This window comes from Chryseobacterium sediminis (genome assembly GCF_008386505.1).
In the GTDB taxonomy this organism is placed as follows: domain Bacteria; phylum Bacteroidota; class Bacteroidia; order Flavobacteriales; family Weeksellaceae; genus Chryseobacterium; species Chryseobacterium sediminis.
In genome coordinates, this window is sequence record NZ_VUNZ01000002.1 from 490998 (window position 1) to 511177 (window position 20180).

Below are 20180 nucleotides of genomic sequence, written 5' to 3' on the forward strand. Positions count from 1 at the left end.
AAAAACTAAAAAACATGAAAAAAATATTCGGCTTCTTTCTTTTATTCTGCTTCTTTTTAGGATACAACCAGGCAAGAACAATTATCTCTGACTGGACTTCCCTTACACAGGCTGTCAATGTAGAAAATAAACAAAATTGGAACTTCCGTGTGACTGCAAAAATCAGGAAAGAAGATCAGGGTAATGGATCCAATTGCGGGCTATGGTGCAGAATAGACAATAAAGATCAGTCTGTTGGTTTTTTTGAAAATCAATATTACGGAATTAAAGTAACCAATGAATGGAAAACGTATGAAATAAAAGGAACCATCAACACTTCTGCGCAAACCATGAACATCGGAGCTTTTGCACAAAACAACGGGGATTTTTATTTTGACGATTTTAAGTTGGAAGTCAATGATGGAAAGTCAAAAAAATGGATTGAAGTTCCATTGGAAAACTCAGGTTTTGAAAAAGATATCACATCTTCAAATGGTTGGTTTGAAGGAATCCGTTCTCAGAAAGCAACGCATGTAAAGCATTTTACAATCGGAACATCGGATTACAACCCATTCAGCGGCAACAAGTCTTTGTTGATCAAAGGTCATGATATTATCGGCACAATGCCTGATGGAAAATTTATGGATGTCAATGGTATCAAATTATATTATGAAGTGTATGGAGAAGGTGAACCCGTACTTATGCTTCATGGCAATGGCCAATCTATCAGTGCTTTTATGAATCAAAAAGATACGTTTGCTAAAAAATATAAAGTGATCATTATAGATTGTCGCGAACGAGGAAGATCTACTTATGACAAAACGAAAGAACTTACTTTTGATATTCAGACAGAGGATATTAAGCAGTTTTTGGAGAAACTGAACATTAAAAAAACAAAGATTCTGGGCTGGAGTGACGGCGGAATTCTCGCACTGTCTATGGCAATGAAATATCCGGAGATGGTAGACAAAATAGCATGCTCAGGAGCCAATATATTTCCGGAAGGAGTTAAAGATGATGATTTAAAGTCCATGAAAGAGATGCTCGTGAGCCTTACTAAAGAGAATAAAGACCACAAAAATGATATCTTTATTGATCTTCTGAATCTGGATTTGAAGTATCCTCAATGGAAATATGAAGACCTAAGTAAAATTCAGTGTCCGTCATTGATCATTGCTGGTGATAAAGATTTGATAAAAACAGAACATACGGTAAAAATCGCAGAATCAATCCCGCATGGACAGTTGGCTATTATTCCGAATACAAGCCATTATGTTCCTGAAGAAAAACCGGAACTGTTCAATGAAATAGTCATTGATTTTTTTGAAAATAAATAACCTGAATATTTTATAATCATGAAAAAAATATCAATACTGATTTTACTTTTAGGAGCTCAGTTTGCCTTTTCCCAAACAACACAAAAAGAAGAATCCAAAAGTCAACCTACAACTTCTGCTGAAAATAACAATATAGAAACTCCTGTTGAATACCCAGGCGGAATGATTGCTCTCAGACAAGATATTAGTCAAATTTTTGATGCTTCAAAGTTCGAAGGATCATCTGGTATATCCAAATCAGTTACAAAGTTTGACATCAATCCTGACGGGAGTATAAGTTCTATTTCAACAACAGGAAATAACCCCGCTTTAAACAAAGAAATGGATCGCGTCATAAAAACCTTAAAGACAAAATGGAAACCTGCCACCAAAAATGGACAGCCTATTACATCAACATATCGTATTCCAATGACATTAAATCGCTAAAATACTAATCCTAACCTTATAAACTAAACACATGAAAAAAATATTCGCATTTATTTTATGCTTTGGATTTGGGTTCATCTTAGCACAGGAAACGGCAACACACCCTGCCAAAGACCATTCCAGAGATAAATATATTCCTGAACAGAGTAAGCAGGCAGAATATCCTGGTGGAATTTCTGCATTTATGCGGGAGGTAACACAAAAAATTAATTCTAACCGAATAAAAGGATCAAAAGGTAAAGCCCGCTCTAATGCAAAATTCTCGGTGAACGCTAAAGGAGATATAGAAACTATCATTGTAACCGGAGAAAATGAATCTCTTAATCATGAAGTAGAAAGAGTCATGAAATCTATGACAACTAAATGGACTCCCGGAGAATACAAAGGGAATTCTGTGATGATTTGGTTTAACCTTCCTTTTGTTGTCAATTTTGAATAATCGAAATGCTTTCTGCTAAAAGAAATATTTCTCTTTTTTTGAAAACCTTTCTCATCGTTGGGTTTGGGTATTTCTTTTGGCTGATGCTGAAAATTACCTTAGAGTATATTCCTTTTAACCCTGAAGTCAGTTTTCTGATGATTAAGCAGACAGAAGTTGTGGACAGACCTGAATATCTTACCTTTTTCTATGCTCACGTTTACACAAGTATTTTTGTCCTTCTGTCAGGGTTCCTGGCTATTCTCAGACAGAATTTTGGATTAAAAAACCTCCACCGGAATATGGGAAAAGTATATATTTTTCTCATTCTGATTTTCGCAGCGCCTTCAGGAATTTATATGGGAGTCTTTGCCAATGGCGGTTTTTTATCAAAGATTTCATTTGTTATTTTAGGCTTTTTATGGTGGTTTTCAACCTATAAAGCATATCAGCTGGCAAGACAGAAAAAGTTTAAAGAACACAAGCAGTGGATGTGGCGCAGTTTTGCTTTTACATTATCTGCGATTACTCTGAGAATGTGGAAAGTTATTATTGTATATTTATTTCATCCCAATCCTATGGATGTGTATCAGATCATTGCATGGCTGGGCTGGATTCCCAATATCCTTATTATTGAATATTTAATCACAAAAAAACATATATGAAAATTGTAAATTACACGCTTATTTCTTTACTGGCAGTTGCTTTGGCAAGCTGCAAAAAAGAGGGAAAGACCAATGAATCGGGGAAAGATTCCCTGACTGCAAAGAAAGATTCTGTTATTATTCCTGAGGTTCACAAAGAATACTACGGAATTTATACCGGAGAATTTGCAGGAATGGAAAAGGTGGTTGACGAGACAGATGGTTCGGAATATGATGTCGACAACTATAAAAGAATTTCTTTAAAAATTAACAGAATCACCAAAGACAGCGTTTACGGGCAAAGTATTGTGAATGGCAATCAGCGCCCTTTCCGAGGGGTTTTTAATGAGGCAGCAGCATCTTTTGTACTGGATGAACCCGGAAATGACAAAACAGACGGCAGGTTTGAGGTAAAACTGAAAGGAGACAGCTTAACCGGAAAGTGGAATGCCTTTGATAAAACAGCCGTTAAAGCTCCTTCAAAAACCTTGAAACTGACTAAAAAAGAGTTTGTTTACAACCCCAATTTTATGCTGGATAAGGATTCTGATCTGGTAGACTGGTCCAATCCTAAAGAATTTACAGAAAAGTACAAGGATGAAGAGACCGGCAAAACAGAAAGCTATAAAACGTCTAAAAACCGCATAGCTTCAGAAGCAATATTCAAGCTGAATGCATCTAAACAGAAACTGACAGAGAAAGACCTTAAAAACTTAAGAAAACTTGATCTTGAGATCATCAAAAATTCTGTATTTGCAAGACACGGCTACTCTTTCAAAAAAGAAACCTACAGAAATTTCTTTGAACAAACAGACTGGTACATCCCGGTTTCCAGTAATGTAGACAATGACCTTTCTCCTATGGAAAAGGAAAATGTTGCTTTACTGAACCGCTTTACCAAGTATGCAGAAGATAAGTACGATAGTTTTGGGAGATAGGTAACAGGTAGTAGGTTGCAGGCGTTAGGGATTAGGAGTTGATGTTAAGTTTTCACTTTTTGTCATTCTTACGATAAGATAGAGAATAAAACAGCCTACAGCATAGCACAGGTTATCAATCCATGAAAAAGAATTTCCGATCACAATATACATCAGGCTTCCAGGACGGAAGCCTAATTTTTCCGCAATATGGAAATACTGTGCAAATTCTATCAAAAAGGAAAAAACAAGAATCCCCAGAATCAGTTTCTCATTGTTTATTTTTACAAAACTCTTTACGAAAGTGTAAAGAAGCATCACTACAATAATATCCCCGAGATAAGCTCTTACGAAGAAAATATGGCTCAGTTTGGTGGCAATCAAAACTTCTACAAGAAAAATAAAAACGGTCAGAAGAAGATATTTCAGGCTGAATTGTAATTTCATTTCAAAGGGGGATTAGGCATAAAAAATCGGTATTCAATGAACACCGATTGTATTTTTATATGAGCAAATATATTATTTCTTTACTTTAATTGTACACCCAATTGCCACCGTTTTTGTCATTTTCACCGGTTCTCCTTTTATCAGAGCATTTACGGCATCCTGAGCATAATATTCGGATACATCATTCGGGTTATCGTAATTATTGTCGATGGCACCGATATATTTCACAATATTCTTTCCGTTTTCTTTCTTCAGTACAAAAACATGAGGAGTCTTTGTAGCTCCGTACTGCGGATAAATTTTCTGCCCTTCATCTACCAGATACGGAAAAGTAAACCCTTTCTGCTTTGCTCTTTCAATCATCTGCTGGTAGCCGTCTTCAGGCTGTACATTAGGATCATTAGGGTTAATGGCAATTACCGGATAGCCCTGAGCTTTATATTTTTTATCCAGCTCAATAATCCTGTCTTCATATTTCTTCGCGTATGGGCAGTGGTTACATGTAAATACAACAATGAATCCTTTTGCACTCTTAAAATCGCTTAAAGAAACCATTTTACCATCAATATTTTTAAGCTTAAAATCAGCAGCTTCATCTCCTACTTCATAGCCTTTTGCAGAAACATTCTCTTTCTGAGTCTTGTTTTTATCATGATCTGTCGTTGTAAAGCTCAGTAATCCAAGCCCAACGATGAATGCGGTCATTAAAATTTTCAGGTTTTTCATAATCGATTATTTATTGTAGATTTTCTTTAATTGTTTTTTCAAGATCTGCTTTGCTCATTTCACCATCATTGAAATGAACTTTCACTCCGTTTTTATAGAACAGCGTTACAGGAATATTTCCATCCCAGTCTTTTTCAAACTTTGGAATCCAGGTATTCATTCTTTTGATATCATCCAGCAGGAGAACCTCAGCGGTAAGGTTTTTATTTTTAATGAATTTCAATACTCTTTCTTTATCTGCCAGCCTGTCCAGTGAAACCAAAATCATTTTAAATTTCTGATTATCAGCGAATCCAGCATTCACTTCCATAAAATGAGGAAGCTCTTTTACACATGGCCCACAGGTAGTTGACCAGAAATTGACAACCAACAACTTATCTTTTTCCTGCTGAATCCGCTTTTCTAGATCTTCATATTTTATCACAGAAACTTCAGTCTGCTGGGCTTTAAAAACCGTACAAAATATAAATACAGCTAATATCTTTATTAAATTCTTCATACTCAAAAAACTATAAAATATTATAATTCAACAATATACAAAAATATAAATTTTCCTATTTCATAAATCCTTTACAAATGAACAATTTATTTTTATCATGGATACATTTTTTAATACTTTTACAGCCTTAAAAAATTAAAACCATGAAAAAAACTTATTTGCTTCTGCCAATATTCTTTTTGGCAGCATGCTCCAGCAGCAACGATGATAATGATTCTTCTAACAACAACGGGAACAACAACGATAACAGTCCGGTTTTGGTAACGAAAATGACGATGGACGGAGATATTTTAACGTTTACATATAACGGTTCAAAAATTTCTCAGATCAAAAATCTTACTGAAGGAAGCGTAACGACATTTACTTATGCTGGTGATCTTATTTCCCAGTCTGTAGTAAATGGTTCAAATACCTCTCTTACTACGAAATTTACCTACGACGGAAGCGGCAGATTATCAAAAAAAACAATTAGCGGAACTGATTTCGGTGGAGCATGGAATTCAGAATCCAACTACACTTATCAAGCAAACAATAATGTAAAAATAGTATATACTGCCTCTTCTTCAGCATCAACAAGAACTGAAACAAGAAATGCTGTCCTGAATGCCGATGGCTCAATGAGCAGTTGGACAGGTACTCTTTCAAGAACTCAAAATAATACTACTGAGACAGCAACGTCTACCTTAAAAACAGTGGTATATGATACAAAAAATGCTCCTTTGAAAAATATCACCGGATACCTAAAAATCATTGACAACGAAGATGAAAGCGGATCTGCTCACAATACACTAAACTACAATCACATCATCAGTTACAATAACGGAACCGGAACTGAATGGACAATCTTCAAATCTAATTTTGAATACAATGCTAGTGGCTACCCTATAAAAGAAGTGCGAAGCTATTATGAGAAAACAGGGAATACTCCTACAGGTTCCACTGATGTTAATACTTATGAATACAATCATTTATAAGACACGGAACTTATCAGATACATTAAAAGGATTGAGGCAGCCCCCTCAATCTTTTTTTATGAAACTATGCTCCCTCAGGGCTGATAAGGCCATTACAAAAAATAACTTAACAATTTGAATAACAATATTTTGAATCAATGAAAATAAAGTGTAAATTAGCTTTTACCAAATTCAAATTATTATGAAAAATTCAAAAAATCAAAAAAGAAAGCTTAGTAAAAATGAGCTTAAAGAAATCAGTGGGGGTGCTAACAGACCAATCTGCCCTAGAGTAATAAGCTGCACAGATCCGCACACCGGAGAAGATCGATATGGAGTTCCGGGCATGCAGGATGGATTTTGCTGTTAACCAAGTTGATAACTTAAACAAGGTGAATATGAAAAGGTTCACAAAAGCCGAGCTAAAAGAAATCAACGGAGGCGCAACAGCCTGCGCTGAAGGTTTATGCAAACTAAGAGGAGTAAGCCATTTCCTTATTATCGGACCGAGAGGTAAAGACGGCTATTGCTGCTAATTAAAAAATTAACATAATTAAAAAATGATTGGATTAACCTCCAATCATTTTTTTTATCGCATTCAGCTTCATTAAAGCTTCAATAGGTGTCAATGTATTAATATCTATTTTCGTAAGCTCCTCACGAATATTTTCCAGAACAGGATCATCCAGCTGGAAGAAGGAGAGCTGCATATTTTCCTCAGTCACTCTTTTGATGCTCTCAGAAGTACCTCCACTTCCCTGAGTTCTGCTCGCTTCAAGTGTTTTAAGAATTTCATTGGCTCTGTTGACCACTTTGGCAGGCATTCCCGCCAGTTTTGCCACATGAATACCGAAACTGTGTTCGCTTCCACCCGGAATAAGTTTTCTCAGGAAAATGATGTTTCCTTTGTTTTCCTGAATAGAAACGTGAAAGTTTTTCACCCTTTCAAAATTGATTGTCATTTCATTCAGCTCATGATAGTGCGTGGCAAACAAAGTCTTAGATTGCGTTGGATGCTGATGAAGATATTCTGCAATCGCCCATGCAATAGAAACCCCGTCATACGTGGACGTTCCACGACCGATTTCATCCAGCAAAATGAGACTTCGCTCTGAAATATTGTTCAAAATATTGGCAGCCTCGTTCATTTCTACCATGAAAGTAGATTCACCGGCAGAGATATTATCTGTAGCTCCTACCCTTGTAAAGATCTTATCCAGCATTCCGATTTCAGCATATTTTGCAGGCACAAAACTTCCGATCTGAGCCAAAAGACATACAATAGCCGTCTGACGAAGAATTGCAGATTTACCGGCCATGTTCGGTCCTGTCACCATAATGATCTGCTGGGAATCTTTATCCAGGAAGATATCATTCGGGATATATTTTTCTCCTAAAGGAAGAGCATTCTCAATGATTGGGTGTCTGGCTTCTTTTAAATCAATAGCATAGCCATCATTCAGAACAGGCTTGGTATAACTCTCAGAAACAGCCAGCTCAGATAGTCCGGAAGCCACATCAAGCTGAGCAATAATATTAGAATTCCCTTGGATCTGGTCAATATAAACCATCGTTTCTGCACATAAGTTTCTGTACAGCGAAGTTTCAAGAACCCCTATTTTTTCTTCGGCACCCAGAATCTGGCTTTCGTATTCCTTTAATTCTTCGGTAATATATCTTTCAGCATTCACTAAAGTCTGCTTCCTTACCCAATCGTCCGGAACTTTATCTTTATGAGTATTCCGAACTTCAATATAGTATCCGAAAACGTTATTAAAATCAATTTTAAGGCTTGTAATTCCTGTTCTTTCAATTTCTCTCTGGCACATTTCGTCCAGAAATCCGCGTCCTTTATTCTGCAGGTTTCTCAATCTGTCCAGTTCTTCAGAAACACCTTCTTTAATGATATTTCCTTTGGCAATACTTACCGGAAGTTCTTCATTAAGATGATTCTGCAGAAACTTAATCAATTCTTCAAGATCAAATAAAGGTTCTAACCACGCCAGTACATCTGCATGAGGATGCAATAACGCTTTGATTTTATGAATATTAATTAAACTTTGACGAAGATATCCCAGCTCTTTTGGTGAAATTTTCTCTGCAGCCAGTTTCCCCATTAATCGGTCAAGATCAGAAATTGACTTCAAAAGCTGGCAGATTTCGTATTTCAGAGGATCATTTTCGTTTAAGAAATCAATCAGAGAAAGTCTTCTCATAATCTCATCTACTGATTTCAAAGGAAGAATAATTCTTCTTCTCAAAAGCCTTCCTCCCATTGGAGTAGAGGTTTTATCTATGATATCCAGCAGAGATTTTCCTTGTGGATTGCTTGGATAAACAATTTCAAGGTTTCTCAGAGTAAAATTATCCATCATCAGATAATCTTCCTGTGGAATGATCTGAAGTTTTGTAATATGGGCCAGCAGATTATGGTGGGTATCTTCTACCAGATAGGCAAAAATAGCTCCTGCTGCCGTAATAGCCAGTGGAAGGTTCTCTACACCAAATCCTTTTAAAGAATTGGTTTTAAAGTGATTCGTTAGTTTTTCGTAGGCAAAATTATATTGAAAAGCCCAGTCTTCCAGTTTAAAGGCACTTTTATTTTTAATCTGCTCCGGAATCTGTACACTTCTCTGGTAAATAATCTCACTGGGATCAAAAGTATTGACAATATGAAGCAGCTTTTCCAGGTTTCCTTCACTTACCAGAAATTCTCCGGTAGAGATATCCACCAAAGCAATTCCATATTTCTCTTTGTCTTTGTGTAAAGAAAGCAGGAAATTATTTTTTTTGGAATTTAAAACCTGATCATTGAAAGTAACTCCTGGTGTAACCAATTCGGTAACACCTCTTTTTACAATTCCTTTCACCATTTTAGGATCTTCCAGCTGATCACAGATTGCCACTCTCATCCCTGCTCTTACCAGTTTCGGAAGATAAGAATCTATTGAGTGATGCGGAAATCCGGCAAGTTCTACACTGCCTTCTCCATTATTTCTTTTGGTAAGGACAATTCCCAGAATCTGAGATGTTTTCACGGCATCCTGCCCAAAAGTTTCATAAAAGTCCCCTACTCTGAAAAGTAAAAGCGCATCAGGATATTTACCCTTGATGGTGTTGTACTGCGTCATTAACGGGGTTTCTTTCTTTGCTGCTTTTGCCATAGTAAAAAATGAGCCCCAAATTTAAAAAAATAAATTCAGGGTAAGAGAATTGTTTAGGGGTTAATCTTCTATACTTTTCTTTATCAGTAATTAATCGTATTTTCACCATCAAATCACATTATTCATGGAATTTCCTGTCTTAGAGACTGAAAGACTTATTTTACGTCAGCTCACATTCAATGATACCCAAGACCTGTTCGAGTATTTTTCTCTGGATGAAGTCATGGAATATTATGATCTGGAAACCTTCAAAACAGAAGAAGACTCCCAGCGCATTATTCAGCACTTTAACCGTGAGTTTGAAAAAGGAAAAGGCTTCCGGTGGGCACTGGAACTGAAATCTGAAAACAAAGTAATAGGTACCTGTGGCTACCACAACTGGTACAGGGAACATTTCAGAGCTGAGATCGGCTATGAGCTCAATCCAAAATTCTGGAAGCAGTCTTATATGAAAGAGGCAATTCTCCCTATCCTGACCTATGGATTTGAAACGATGAGACTTCATCGTGTAGATGCGTTCATTGACCCATCCAATATTTCTTCTGAAAAGCTGCTGTCTTCATTAAATTTCAGCAAAGAAGGAACTTTGAAAGATTACTTTTTTGAAAAAGGAAAATTCGTAGATGCAACGATCTTCGGGCTTATTAATAAATAAATTGATCCAAGATCTAACGCTAAGAGGCAAAGACAATTGATATTGATTCGTCTTATTTTCGTTCGCAAAGGCGTTTCATTAAGCAATTGAAAGCTTGTTTCGCTGAGTGAAACGTCTTTGTGAACCCTTACCCACAGATAAGCTTTAAACTTGCGTTCAATGCGTTAAAATTACCTAAACCATAATACTTTATCTTTCAGAAAGGTGTTTTTCCAGTGCCTCAGAACTTTTCTTATAGGCCCATTTTTGCTTATAGTTTACCCATTTGGCTTTGAATAATTTTCTCATGAGCTTATCCGTATATCTCATAATGAAAACATGATACAGCATATTGGCAAAGACATTCGGTTTATTGGGAAGCGCTCTTAAGGAAAGTGAAAAACCTGGTTCCAGATATCTGTTAAAGTGCCAGAAAGCCCCTGGAATAAAGAGAGCATCACCATGTTCCATAAAAATCTCGTAGCCTTTGGCATATTGTAAGGCCGGAAACTTTTCATAATCCGGATTCTCATAATCCACATCATAAATAGTATGAACAGATAAAGGAACTTTATATAAAAATGGAGACTGCTTCTGATCAAACAAAAGAATTCTTTTCTTTCCTTCAAAGTGGATATGCATAAAATCACCCAGATCCACATCATAATGCATTAAAACATGAGCTTCACTACCCCCGAAAAATAAGGTTGGAAGTCTTTTAAAAAACTTCATTCCCAAATCCGGATACGTAAAGTTTTTCAGTAGCTCAGGAAGTCTGTCTGTAATGATATAGAAAAAGATACGCAGATCTGAAGGCTTACTCTTTATGGTATCAATATACTCCTTCATTTTCATTTGAGCTACCGGAGCATCAGAGCTTTTGGCAGCATCTGCAGGTTTATTGTCATACAACGGAACTTCCTGATCACCCGCTTTTTCCCGGATGTAAGCCAGATTCCATTTATCGAAAGCATCCCACCGACTGGCAAAATTCTTGATTAAAAGAGGTTTTTGCTTTTTAAAATAATTTTTCTGAAAATCTTCTTTACTGATATCATTTACAATATCTACGTTTTCGAGGATCATGTATTTTGTATTTAATGCGAAATAAAAATAGTGTTTTTTTGCTCCCTGCAAAAATTAAAAAAAGAGCCCTTTCAAAATTAGACTTCAAAGGTATTCATCCCCGAGAACTAAACGAAAAAAATTATATTTGTGGTAACAAGTGAATTTATGAGAGTCTACAATACCAAACATTTCCTTAAAATTCTTTTCAGTTTACACAAAAGTGATACACTGAAAATCCTTTTTCCAAGTATGGTTCTTATAGGATTGTATTCCTGGGGAATTCAGTATCTGGAAGTGGAATATCTTCACCTTACCTCAAAATCAGGAATCAGTAATGTGGGCATGATTCACTCTCTGTTGGGTTTCGTTCTTTCGCTTTTATTGGTTTTCAGGACCAACACTGCGTATGACAGATGGTGGGAAGGCCGAAAGCTTTGGGGAAAATTGGTAAATGACACCAGGAATTTCGCTATAAAAATCAATACTATCCTTAGTGATAACCGTCAGGATGCTGAACAGATTGCAAGATATTTAAAATATTTCCCTCACTTTTTAGCCAAACATCTTTCTAAGGAATCTACAAGACTCGCTTTGGATGAAGACTATTCTGAGATTGAAAATTCTTTAAAAAATCATGGCCCCAGCGAAATGATTATCCTGCTAACCCATAAATTGAACGTATTAAAAAAGGAAGGTAAAATTTCAGAAATTGAAATGCTGTATTTAGACACTCAGCTTTCTGGATTTTTGGATGTATGCGGAGGCTGTGAGAGAATCAAAAATACTCCAATTCCCTATTCTTACTCTTCTTTCATCAAGAAATTTATTATTCTATACGTTTTTGCACTGCCTATTGCTTATGTGATTACCATAGGCCTTTTCATGATTCCGCTTACCGTTTTCGTATATTATGTTTTAATGAGTCTGGAGCTTATTGCGGAAGAAATTGAAGACCCTTTCAATAATGACGAAAATGATATTCCTATGGAAACATTAGCGCAGAACATTGAAAAAAATGTGCATCAGATTATGATCAGGAAATAAAAAATCAAGCTTTTAAAGCTTGATTTCTTTGAGTTCGCCGTCCTGTTTTATTTCTACAAACTTGCTTTCCCTGTTGGCAGCAGAATATCCGTAGAAAAATGTACTGTATATAGGAGTAGAATACAGATAAGCTCCATAGCCGTTATAAGCATCTGAAGTTCCCGTCTGCTGTTGATAACTTGCTGTTGCAGTAAAATTGACAATGGTTTCAAGATAATATTTACCCGGTTTCAGTTTTTCAAATTTAAATCTGCCGTGATCATCTGTTAAAGCTTCCACTCTGTATTTAAAAGCTTCTTCAGACATATACACTGTTGTCTTTTTGTTTTCATACTTCCTTCTCATATCATAAAATTCCTCAAAATAAGGAGTTACAGGAAAAAGCATAATAACCGTTCCTTTGGGTGCGTAATGTTTCTCTCCAAGTAATGGCTTGATTCCCCAATTGTTTTTTTGTTTTGTAGAAGCAACGCCTTCAATTGTAGAATTTCCGAATCCCAGCATATCTCTGGCCAGTTTTTTATCAAAAAAAGCTTGAGGATAATACGTATTTTGTGCCTCCAGATAGATAAATCCCCATATTAATATGAATAAGGTGAATAATTTTTTCATAGTATATTTTTGAGTCAAATATAAGTATTTTACTATTTTTGAAATAAAAATGGCTATGAAGTACATGTTTCTATTGTTTTTTTCCACTTCCGTCATGACGATGGCACAGAAACCTTGTGGATATAAAAACGGATTACAGGAGGGTTCCTGTAAAGAATTCTATGACAACGGGCAGGTAAAAAATACAGTAGAATGGGAAAAAGGGAAGCTGGACGGAGATGCTGTTTTTTATTATGATAACGGAAAAATACAGTCTAAAGGAGAATACAAAAAAGGATTCAAAGTAAAGGAATGGTCCTATTTTGATAAGAACGGAGTACTTACTTCCAAGGAGGCTTTCAGAAACGGAGAAAAGAATGTTTATGATAACAGCCTTACAGCCACTTTTTATTCTCCAGCCGGCAAAATAACTGAAATTTCAAATTATAAATTCAATAAATTACAGGGTGAAAGCAAAACCTTCCATGAAGACGGAAAATCAGTAAAGGACATCGGCCAGTATGACAATGGTCTTGCCACCGGAAAATGGAAAGTGTTTTATCCATCAGGAAAATTACAGCGTGAAACTGAGCTTGCCAACGATAAGAGAAACGGCAACAGGGTTCATTACCGTGAAGACGGAAGCATAGAAAAGACAGAGGTCTATCAAGACGGAAAATTAATCTCAACAAAATAATACAATTGGTACAGAAACTAAAACTGGAAGAACTTAACAGAATAGATGTAGAAACATTTAAGAAGGTTGAAAAAATTCCGTTGGTCATCATTTTAGATAATATCAGAAGTATGCACAATGTAGGTGCAGCTTTCAGAACGGCAGATGCCTTTTTAATTGAAAAAATCATTCTTTGCGGAATTACACCGCAGCCGCCTCACCGTGAGATTCATAAAGCAGCGCTGGGAGCAACGGAAAGTGTAGACTGGTCTCATGAGGCAGAAACCAATACAGCGATTGCTGATCTGAAGAGCAAAGGGTACGAAATCATCGGAATTGAGCAGACTACCGGCAGCCAGCTTATTACTGATTTTACGATTGACAGATCGAAAAAATATGCCTTGATTTTAGGAAACGAAGTGGAAGGAATCAGTGATGAAGTTCTCCCTAATATTGATGTATTTTTAGAAATTCCACAGCTTGGAACAAAGCATTCTCTGAATGTAAGTGTATGCGCCGGAATTGTGATGTGGGAATTTGCAAAAGCGTTAAAATAAAAAAACTGCATATGTCCTTAGTAGACAGTGCAGTTTGAAATAAATCTAATAAAAAGTAAAAATGAAAGGCGACAAAGGTACTTTTTTTTTCATTACAAACAAATTTTGACGTCATTTTTTTTGATTCACATTAAAAAAAATAGCGTTTTCAGAAAAAGTTTCATTTAATTTTTTATAAATTAGCACAATGTTTATCAAGGACTATATCTCAAAAGACTTTCCATGTTTTAGCCTGTCTGACTCCATAGAGTCGGCCAGAAATATGTTGGAGGATTTTGGATATTCCCATGTTTTTATCAAAAAATCCCACCATTTCTACGGAGCTATTGCAATGGACTTTTTATATGAAGAAGATGGTGGAACTTTGAAGGATCTTGAACACCAGATTGAACGGTTTGCGATCTTGGAGGACAGCAATATTATGGACAGTATCCGTCTGTTTTATACCTTCAGCAGCAATATAATTCCGGTGATTAATAAAAATGAAAAATATCTGGGATATATTACCTGTGAAGATGTTTTTCAGGACCTTTCCCGTTATCCTTTATTTTCAGAAACAGGAGCCATTCTTACTGTAGAAACTCCCGCCAGAAAATATTCTATGACGGAAATTACCAATATCGTAGAAAGCAACAACTCCAAGTTTTATGGAGGGTTTATAAGCTTTATGTCTGAAGAAGTGGTTCAAATTACAATAAAGATCAGCAATGAAAATCTGGCCTCGATAGACTCAACTTTTGATCGGTATGACTACAGAATTGTTGAAAAATACTATTCTGATGAGAAATCCGATCTGTTTAAAGACCGATTTGGTTTTTTACAAAAATTCATAGAAATATAACATGAAGGCAGCCATATATTCTCAGAAAAAAGATCTTGATACTTTTTTATATTTAAGCAAGTTTATCTCTGAACTTGAAGCCAGAGATGTAAAATCTGTTCTGTACGATGAAATGGCTGAAGCACTTCAATTCTCAAAAATTTTTGAAACTTTCAACTGTAAACAGGATCTTCTCGATAAGGAAGTTGATCTGTTTTTCACTTTCGGTGGAGACGGAACAATTGTAAATTCTTTAACGTTCATTGAAGATCTTGAAATTCCTGTTGTAGGAGTAAATACCGGAAGACTTGGGTTTTTGGCTTTTTTCACTAAAGAAGAAGCCTTTAAAGAGCTTGATTCTATTTTAAAAGGAGATGTAAAGACGAGCCGCCGTTCTGTAATCGAAGTGGTTTCTCCCAATCTGGAAGGATTTTTCCCATATGCCCTGAACGATGTTACGGTTTCCAGAAAAGAAACTACATCCATGATTACCGTAGATTCTTATATTAATGATGAATTTTTGAATGTATTCTGGGGTGATGGTGTTATCATTTCAACCCCAACCGGTTCTACCGCTTACTCTTTGAGCTGTGGCGGACCTATCATTTCTCCAAACAACGAAAATTTCGTCATCACTCCTATCGCGCCTCACAATCTGAATGTGAGACCTTTAGTGGTGAATGACAAAGTAGAAATAAAATTCAGGGTGGAAAGCCGTGTACCTCAATATTCCCTTTCTCTGGACTCCCGACTGATCCATATAGAAACCGATAAGGAAATTATCATCAAAAAGGCAGCATTCCAGCTTCTTCTGGTACAGCCCAACAGTTTAAGTTTCTATGAGACGATCCGTCAGAAGCTACTTTGGGGAAGAGATAAAAGAAATTAGTAATTTCTTAAAAATGATTACCTTTACACGAAATTAAAACACCTAATAAATTTATAATAAAAAGTAAAACATGAGCAGAATTTTTCCGGCAGGAGTTGCCACAGGTCAGTTAGTTACTGATATCTTTCAGTATGCTAAAGAAAACAAGTTTGCATTACCTGCAGTAAACGTAATTGGATCAAGCAATGTAAACGCTGTGATGGAAACTGCAGCGAAATTGAACTCTCCTGTAATTATTCAGTTTTCAAATGGTGGAGCTGCTTTTAACGCAGGAAAAGGATTAAACAACGACGGACAAAAGGCTGCAATCTTAGGATCTATCGCTGGAGCAAAACATATTCACACTCTTGCGGAAGCTTACGGAGCAACAGTAATTCTACACACAGACCACTGTGCAAAAAAATTACTTCCTTGGATTGACGGATTGATGGATGCTAACGAAGAATTCTTCAAGCAGACAGGAAAATCTCTTTATTCTTCTCACATGCTGGACCTTTCTGAAGAATCTTTAGAAGAAAACCTTGAGATTTCGGCTCAGTATTTTGAAAGAATGGCTAAACTTCAGATGACTCTTGAAGTAGAAATAGGGGTTACAGGAGGTGAAGAAGATGGTGTTGACAACTCAGACGTTGATAACTCTAAACTATATACTCAACCTGAAGATATAGCTTACACTTATGAAAAGCTAAAAGCTATTTCTGACAACTTTACCATTGCTGCTGCTTTCGGCAACGTACACGGAGTTTACAAGCCAGGAAACGTAGTTCTTACACCGAAAATCCTTGACAATTCTCAGAAATATGTTCAGGAGAAATTCGGAACTGCTGCTAAACCTATTAACTTTGTATTCCACGGTGGTTCAGGATCTACTTTAGAGGAAATCAGAGAAGCTATCGACTACGGAGTGATCAAAATGAATATCGATACTGACCTTCAGTTTGCATATACAGAAGGCGTTAGAGATTATATGGTAAACAATATCGAGTATTTAAGAACTCAAATCGGAAACCCTGAAGGAGAAGAAAAACCTAACAAGAAATTCTATGACCCAAGAGTTTGGGTAAGAAAAGGTGAGGAAACATTCTCTACAAGATTGGCACAAGCATTTGAAGATTTAAATAACGTAAATACTTTAAAATAAGAACTGTACATTTGTACCGATGTAAAAAGTATTCATAAGAAATACATTTACATTGGTACATTTTACATTTATACATTAATACAAGCAAAAATGGCATTCGACTGGTTTAAAAGAAAAGCAAAAAACATTACCACTTCTACTGATGAAAAAAAGGACGTTCCCAAAGGCCTGTGGCATCAGACTCCATCCGGAAAAGTTGTGGAACATGATGAACTAAAGAGAAATAACTATGTTTCTCCTGAAGACGGATTTCATGTAAGAATAGGAAGTGCGGAATTTTTTGACATCCTTTTTGACGGTGGTAAATTTACCGAACTGGATGCCAATGTTGAAAGTATTGATATCTTAAACTTCAAAGATACAAAACCTTACAAAGACCGTCTGAAAGAAGTAAAAGCAAAGACCAAGCTTACTGATTCTATCAGAAATGCTGTAGGAACTGTAAAAGGAACTGAAATGGTAGTTTCTTGTATGGATTTTGCTTTCATCGGTGGATCTTTGGGTTCTGTAATGGGAGAAAAGATCAGAAGAGCAGTAGATTACTGCATCAAGCACAAACTTCCGTATATGATTATCTGTCAGTCCGGAGGAGCAAGAATGCAGGAAGCCACTTACTCTTTGATGCAGTTGGCAAAAGTTCAGGCTAAGCTGGCTCAGCTTTCTGAAGCAGGACTTTTATACATCGCTTATCTTTGTGACCCTACATTCGGGGGAATCACAGCTTCTTTCGCAATGACCGCTGATATCATCATGGCAGAGCCGGGAGCATTGATCGGTTTCGCAGGACCAAGAGTAATCCGTGAGACGATCGGTAGAGATTTACCGGAAGGATTCCAGACATCAGAATTCTTACAGGAAAAAGGATTTGTAGATTTCATCGTAAAAAGAACTGAAATTCAGGATACTGTTGCAAAAACAGTTAATTTATTAGCTGTAAAAGCATAGTATCTGTAACAAAAACAATACAATCTCTCTCTAATTAGGGAGAGATTTTTATTTATGAGGACTTTTAAGATATTTTTCAATACCATCAGAAGTATGAGTTTTAAAAAGATTATACGTCTTTTATCACTTATCCTTCCACATCCTCTTTTTGCCTTGCTGAGCTTTCATGCCACTGTAAAAGCTTTTACCATCGCACAGAAAAAGTTCCCTGAAACAGCCTCCAATAATGGGATTGGAAATGCTTTCAGACACGCTCTGTGGTGCTGTTTCATTATGATGTACTGCTGTAAGATCTCTTCTCCTAAAAAGGCACTTGATTTTTGCAAAAGAATAACGGATATGCATGAAGAACTATTCCCGAATGAGCCTTTGGAAACCAAAATGGATCTCCATAATAACAAAATCGGAATGGATTATTTCATGGAAATTTTACCGGGCATTCACCGCCAGTTTTTTGAAAAAAGCTTTTTTGTAGACGCATTGGTCAAAAAAATGAATGATGCTAAGGTTCTTAAAAATCTTGATGATGATTTTGAAGGATATCTTGTTTATCTGGAAGAGTAATCCTTTTATTTTAATCGCAAGGGATCGCAAGGAAAATCTAAAAACTTAATGTATATTTTTGTTCGCAAGGGCATTTCATTCAGCAATGTTCACTAATTGAAATTCTTTGCTAAGTACTAACGCCTTTGCGAACGAGAAAACTCATTTTCCCATTATTTAGAAACTTTGCAAACACTGCGTTAAAATTGGATAAAGCTGGCAAACCATCATTAGCCCTCATACCGGAATAACAAAAGACTTTAGTTATTTTTGTGGTTTAAAGTATTTTTGATAAGTTTAAACAATTAAATCAATCAGATGGTTCTCAGCAGAATTTGGTCGGCTTTCATTATTATTGCCATTGCCATTGCCAGTATAAAATACATTTCGTCAGATCATTACAAAACCATTTTCAATGATATGGTAGTAGGAAAAGGAGGCGATACAGTGAAGATTGCATCACAGCCTATGAACAGCCTCTCTCCTATGGTAAGAGATAGTCTGATGAAAAATAATGATTTTGCTGACAGCAGAATTCACTATAAAACAGATTCTTTAAAACAAAATGTAAACATTTATCGTGTTCAGGAAGCTGACGGAGTGATTGGAACTTCAGAAACTGCAGTGAAGATCTGCCTTGGTCTTATCGGGATCATGACTTTATTTATGGGTTTCATGAGTATTGCAGAAAAAGCGGGAGGTATCAACCTTCTAAGCCGTCTGATTCAGCCATTTTTCTCAAAACTTTTCCCTGAGATTCCGAAAAACCATCCCGCATTCGGGCATATGCTGATGAATTTCAGTGCCAATCTTCTGGGGCTGGATAACGCAGCGACTCCTTTTGGACTCAAAGCCATGGAAAGCCTTCAGACTTTAAATCCTAATAAAGATACCGCCAGTAATTCACAGATTATGTTTCTGTGTCTCCATGCCGGAGGTATGACTTTGATTCCTGTATCCATTATTGCCATCAGAGCATCAATGGGATCCAAAACGCCTACAGATATTTTCCTGCCATGTATGATTGCAACTTTTGCAGCAACTTTAGCAGCAATGATTATCGTTTCTTTATATCAGAAAATCAATCTTCTCCGTCCGGTAGTAATCGCTTATGTGGGTGGAATTTCAGCCATTATTGCTTTATTAGTTGTATACCTTGTACAGTTGAGTAAGGATGAACTGGATGACTTCAGTAAAGTCTTAAGTAATGGTTTAATTCTTTTCATATTCCTTGCTATTGTGCTTGGAGCCGTTTACAAGAAAATCAACGTTTTTGATGCCTTTATTGAAGGAGCAAAAGAAGGATTTACTACCTGTGTTAAGATTATCCCTTACCTGGTTGGAATGCTGATTGCGATTTCATTATTAAGAACTTCCGGTGTTTTTGATGTTATCATTGACGGAATGAAATGGGTGGCTAACGTGGCTAATATGGATCCAAGATTTGTAGACGGACTTCCGACAGCCTTAATCAAGCCTTTATCCGGTTCCGGAGCCAGAGGAATGATGGTGGACACGATGAGTACATTCGGAGCTGACAGCTTTCAGGGGAAACTCGCTGCTGTACTTCAGGGAAGCTCAGATACGACGTTTTACGTGATCGCAGTCTATTTTGGTGCTGTAGCCGTCAAGAATACAAGATATACGGTAATTGCTATGCTTTTGGCCGATTTGGTGGGGGTTATTACTGCAATTGCACTGGCCTATCTGTTCTTTGCTTAATGAAAAGTTGCTGGTTGGCAGTTGCTAGTTTCTTTAATCG

24 protein-coding genes are annotated in these 20180 nt (G+C 36.5%); 18 read left to right on the top strand and 6 right to left on the bottom strand.

What is annotated here, in order from left to right; all coding sequences use genetic code 11:
• Positions 1-14: 14 nt before the first annotated feature.
• From FW780_RS14295 to FW780_RS14315, 5 genes are read left to right on the top strand one after another with little or no spacing between them, the layout of a single operon-like run.
• Positions 15-1316 carry an alpha/beta fold hydrolase gene (locus tag FW780_RS14295; protein WP_149834195.1) on the top strand — a complete coding sequence of 434 codons (1302 nt, stop codon included), beginning with the start codon at positions 15-17 and terminating at the stop codon, positions 1314-1316.
• Positions 1317-1334: 18 nt separating this feature from the next.
• Entirely contained in the window at positions 1335-1742 is a 408-nt protein-coding gene (locus FW780_RS14300) for an energy transducer TonB (protein ID WP_149834196.1), read from the top strand.
• Positions 1743-1773: 31 nt separating this feature from the next.
• Positions 1774-2181, top strand: coding sequence for a hypothetical protein (locus FW780_RS14305; RefSeq protein ID WP_149834197.1), 408 nt, complete (start codon positions 1774-1776; stop codon positions 2179-2181).
• Between the two features lie 5 nt (positions 2182-2186).
• Positions 2187-2825, top strand: coding sequence for a DUF2306 domain-containing protein (locus FW780_RS14310; protein WP_149834198.1), 639 nt, complete (start codon positions 2187-2189; stop codon positions 2823-2825).
• A complete protein-coding gene (locus tag FW780_RS14315) occupies positions 2822-3742 on the top strand; it encodes a YARHG domain-containing protein (protein ID WP_149834199.1) in 921 nt (306 codons plus the stop codon). The genes FW780_RS14310 and FW780_RS14315 overlap by 4 nt, the downstream gene beginning before the upstream one ends.
• Positions 3743-3766: 24 nt before the next feature.
• Here FW780_RS14315 and FW780_RS14320 read toward each other — a convergent pair whose 3' ends face one another.
• From FW780_RS14320 to FW780_RS14330, 3 genes are all read right to left on the bottom strand, one after another.
• Positions 3767-4168: a ribosomal maturation YjgA family protein gene (locus tag FW780_RS14320; protein ID WP_149834200.1), complete on the bottom strand. Its 402-nt coding sequence runs from the start codon at positions 4166-4168 to the stop codon at positions 3767-3769.
• Positions 4169-4240: 72 nt separating this feature from the next.
• Positions 4241-4894, bottom strand: coding sequence for a thioredoxin family protein (locus FW780_RS14325; RefSeq protein ID WP_149834201.1), 654 nt, complete (start codon positions 4892-4894; stop codon positions 4241-4243).
• 10 nt (positions 4895-4904) lie between these two features.
• Positions 4905-5393 (bottom strand): TlpA family protein disulfide reductase, encoded by a 489-nt coding sequence (locus FW780_RS14330; protein ID WP_149834202.1) that lies wholly within the window; start codon positions 5391-5393, stop codon positions 4905-4907.
• Positions 5394-5536: 143 nt separating this feature from the next.
• Here FW780_RS14330 and FW780_RS14335 point away from each other — a divergent pair, with 143 nt between their 5' ends.
• The 3 genes from FW780_RS14335 (at position 5537) to FW780_RS22435 (ending at position 6882) form a co-directional block, all read left to right on the top strand.
• Positions 5537-6367, top strand: a complete 831-nt coding sequence (locus FW780_RS14335; RefSeq protein ID WP_149834203.1) for a hypothetical protein — start codon at positions 5537-5539, stop codon at positions 6365-6367.
• Between the two features lie 181 nt (positions 6368-6548).
• Positions 6549-6716, top strand: a complete 168-nt coding sequence (locus FW780_RS14340; RefSeq protein WP_149834204.1) for a bacteriocin — start codon at positions 6549-6551, stop codon at positions 6714-6716.
• A gap of 28 nt (positions 6717-6744) precedes the next feature.
• Positions 6745-6882, top strand: a complete 138-nt coding sequence (locus FW780_RS22435; protein WP_167510719.1) for a hypothetical protein — start codon at positions 6745-6747, stop codon at positions 6880-6882.
• Positions 6883-6915: 33 nt separating this feature from the next.
• On the opposite strand, the gene mutS is transcribed toward FW780_RS22435, so the two are convergent.
• Positions 6916-9510, bottom strand: a complete 2595-nt coding sequence (gene mutS / locus FW780_RS14345) for a DNA mismatch repair protein MutS (protein WP_149834205.1) — start codon at positions 9508-9510, stop codon at positions 6916-6918.
• 124 nt (positions 9511-9634) lie between these two features.
• On the opposite strand from mutS, the gene FW780_RS14350 reads away from it, so the two are divergent.
• A complete protein-coding gene (locus FW780_RS14350; protein ID WP_149834206.1) occupies positions 9635-10165 on the top strand; it encodes a GNAT family N-acetyltransferase in 531 nt (176 codons plus the stop codon).
• Between the two features lie 189 nt (positions 10166-10354).
• On the opposite strand, the gene FW780_RS14355 is transcribed toward FW780_RS14350, so the two are convergent.
• On the bottom strand, positions 10355-11230 hold the full coding sequence (locus FW780_RS14355) for a cupin-like domain-containing protein (RefSeq protein WP_149834207.1): 876 nt from the start codon (positions 11228-11230) through the stop codon (positions 10355-10357).
• 147 nt (positions 11231-11377) lie between these two features.
• Here FW780_RS14355 and FW780_RS14360 point away from each other — a divergent pair, with 147 nt between their 5' ends.
• Complete coding sequence (locus FW780_RS14360) at positions 11378-12256, top strand: bestrophin family protein (RefSeq protein ID WP_149834381.1); 879 nt, start codon at positions 11378-11380, stop codon at positions 12254-12256.
• Positions 12257-12268: 12 nt separating this feature from the next.
• On the opposite strand, the gene FW780_RS14365 is transcribed toward FW780_RS14360, so the two are convergent.
• Positions 12269-12868 (bottom strand): hypothetical protein, encoded by a 600-nt coding sequence (locus FW780_RS14365; protein ID WP_167510720.1) that lies wholly within the window; start codon positions 12866-12868, stop codon positions 12269-12271.
• A 64-nt stretch (positions 12869-12932) separates the two neighbouring features.
• Here FW780_RS14365 and FW780_RS14370 point away from each other — a divergent pair, with 64 nt between their 5' ends.
• From FW780_RS14370 to FW780_RS14405, 8 genes are all read left to right on the top strand, one after another.
• The gene (locus FW780_RS14370; protein ID WP_241676916.1) at positions 12933-13544 is read left to right on the top strand and encodes a toxin-antitoxin system YwqK family antitoxin; all 612 of its coding nucleotides are present in this window, start codon (positions 12933-12935) and stop codon (positions 13542-13544) included.
• A 5-nt stretch (positions 13545-13549) separates the two neighbouring features.
• Entirely contained in the window at positions 13550-14080 is a 531-nt protein-coding gene (locus tag FW780_RS14375) for an RNA methyltransferase (RefSeq protein WP_079243737.1), read from the top strand.
• Between the two features lie 187 nt (positions 14081-14267).
• On the top strand, positions 14268-14921 hold the full coding sequence (locus FW780_RS14380; protein ID WP_149834209.1) for a CBS domain-containing protein: 654 nt from the start codon (positions 14268-14270) through the stop codon (positions 14919-14921).
• Between the two features lies 1 nt (position 14922).
• The gene (locus FW780_RS14385; RefSeq protein ID WP_149387440.1) at positions 14923-15789 is read left to right on the top strand and encodes an NAD kinase; all 867 of its coding nucleotides are present in this window, start codon (positions 14923-14925) and stop codon (positions 15787-15789) included.
• Between the two features lie 70 nt (positions 15790-15859).
• A complete protein-coding gene (gene fbaA / locus FW780_RS14390; RefSeq protein WP_149834210.1) occupies positions 15860-16930 on the top strand; it encodes a class II fructose-bisphosphate aldolase in 1071 nt (356 codons plus the stop codon).
• Positions 16931-17020: 90 nt separating this feature from the next.
• Entirely contained in the window at positions 17021-17875 is an 855-nt protein-coding gene (gene accD / locus FW780_RS14395; RefSeq protein ID WP_047095043.1) for an acetyl-CoA carboxylase, carboxyltransferase subunit beta, read from the top strand.
• A 54-nt stretch (positions 17876-17929) separates the two neighbouring features.
• Positions 17930-18439, top strand: coding sequence for a DUF6973 domain-containing protein (locus FW780_RS14400; protein WP_149834211.1), 510 nt, complete (start codon positions 17930-17932; stop codon positions 18437-18439).
• A gap of 297 nt (positions 18440-18736) precedes the next feature.
• Positions 18737-20140: a nucleoside recognition domain-containing protein gene (locus tag FW780_RS14405; protein WP_149834212.1), complete on the top strand. Its 1404-nt coding sequence runs from the start codon at positions 18737-18739 to the stop codon at positions 20138-20140.
• The last annotated feature ends 40 nt before the right edge of the window (positions 20141-20180 follow it).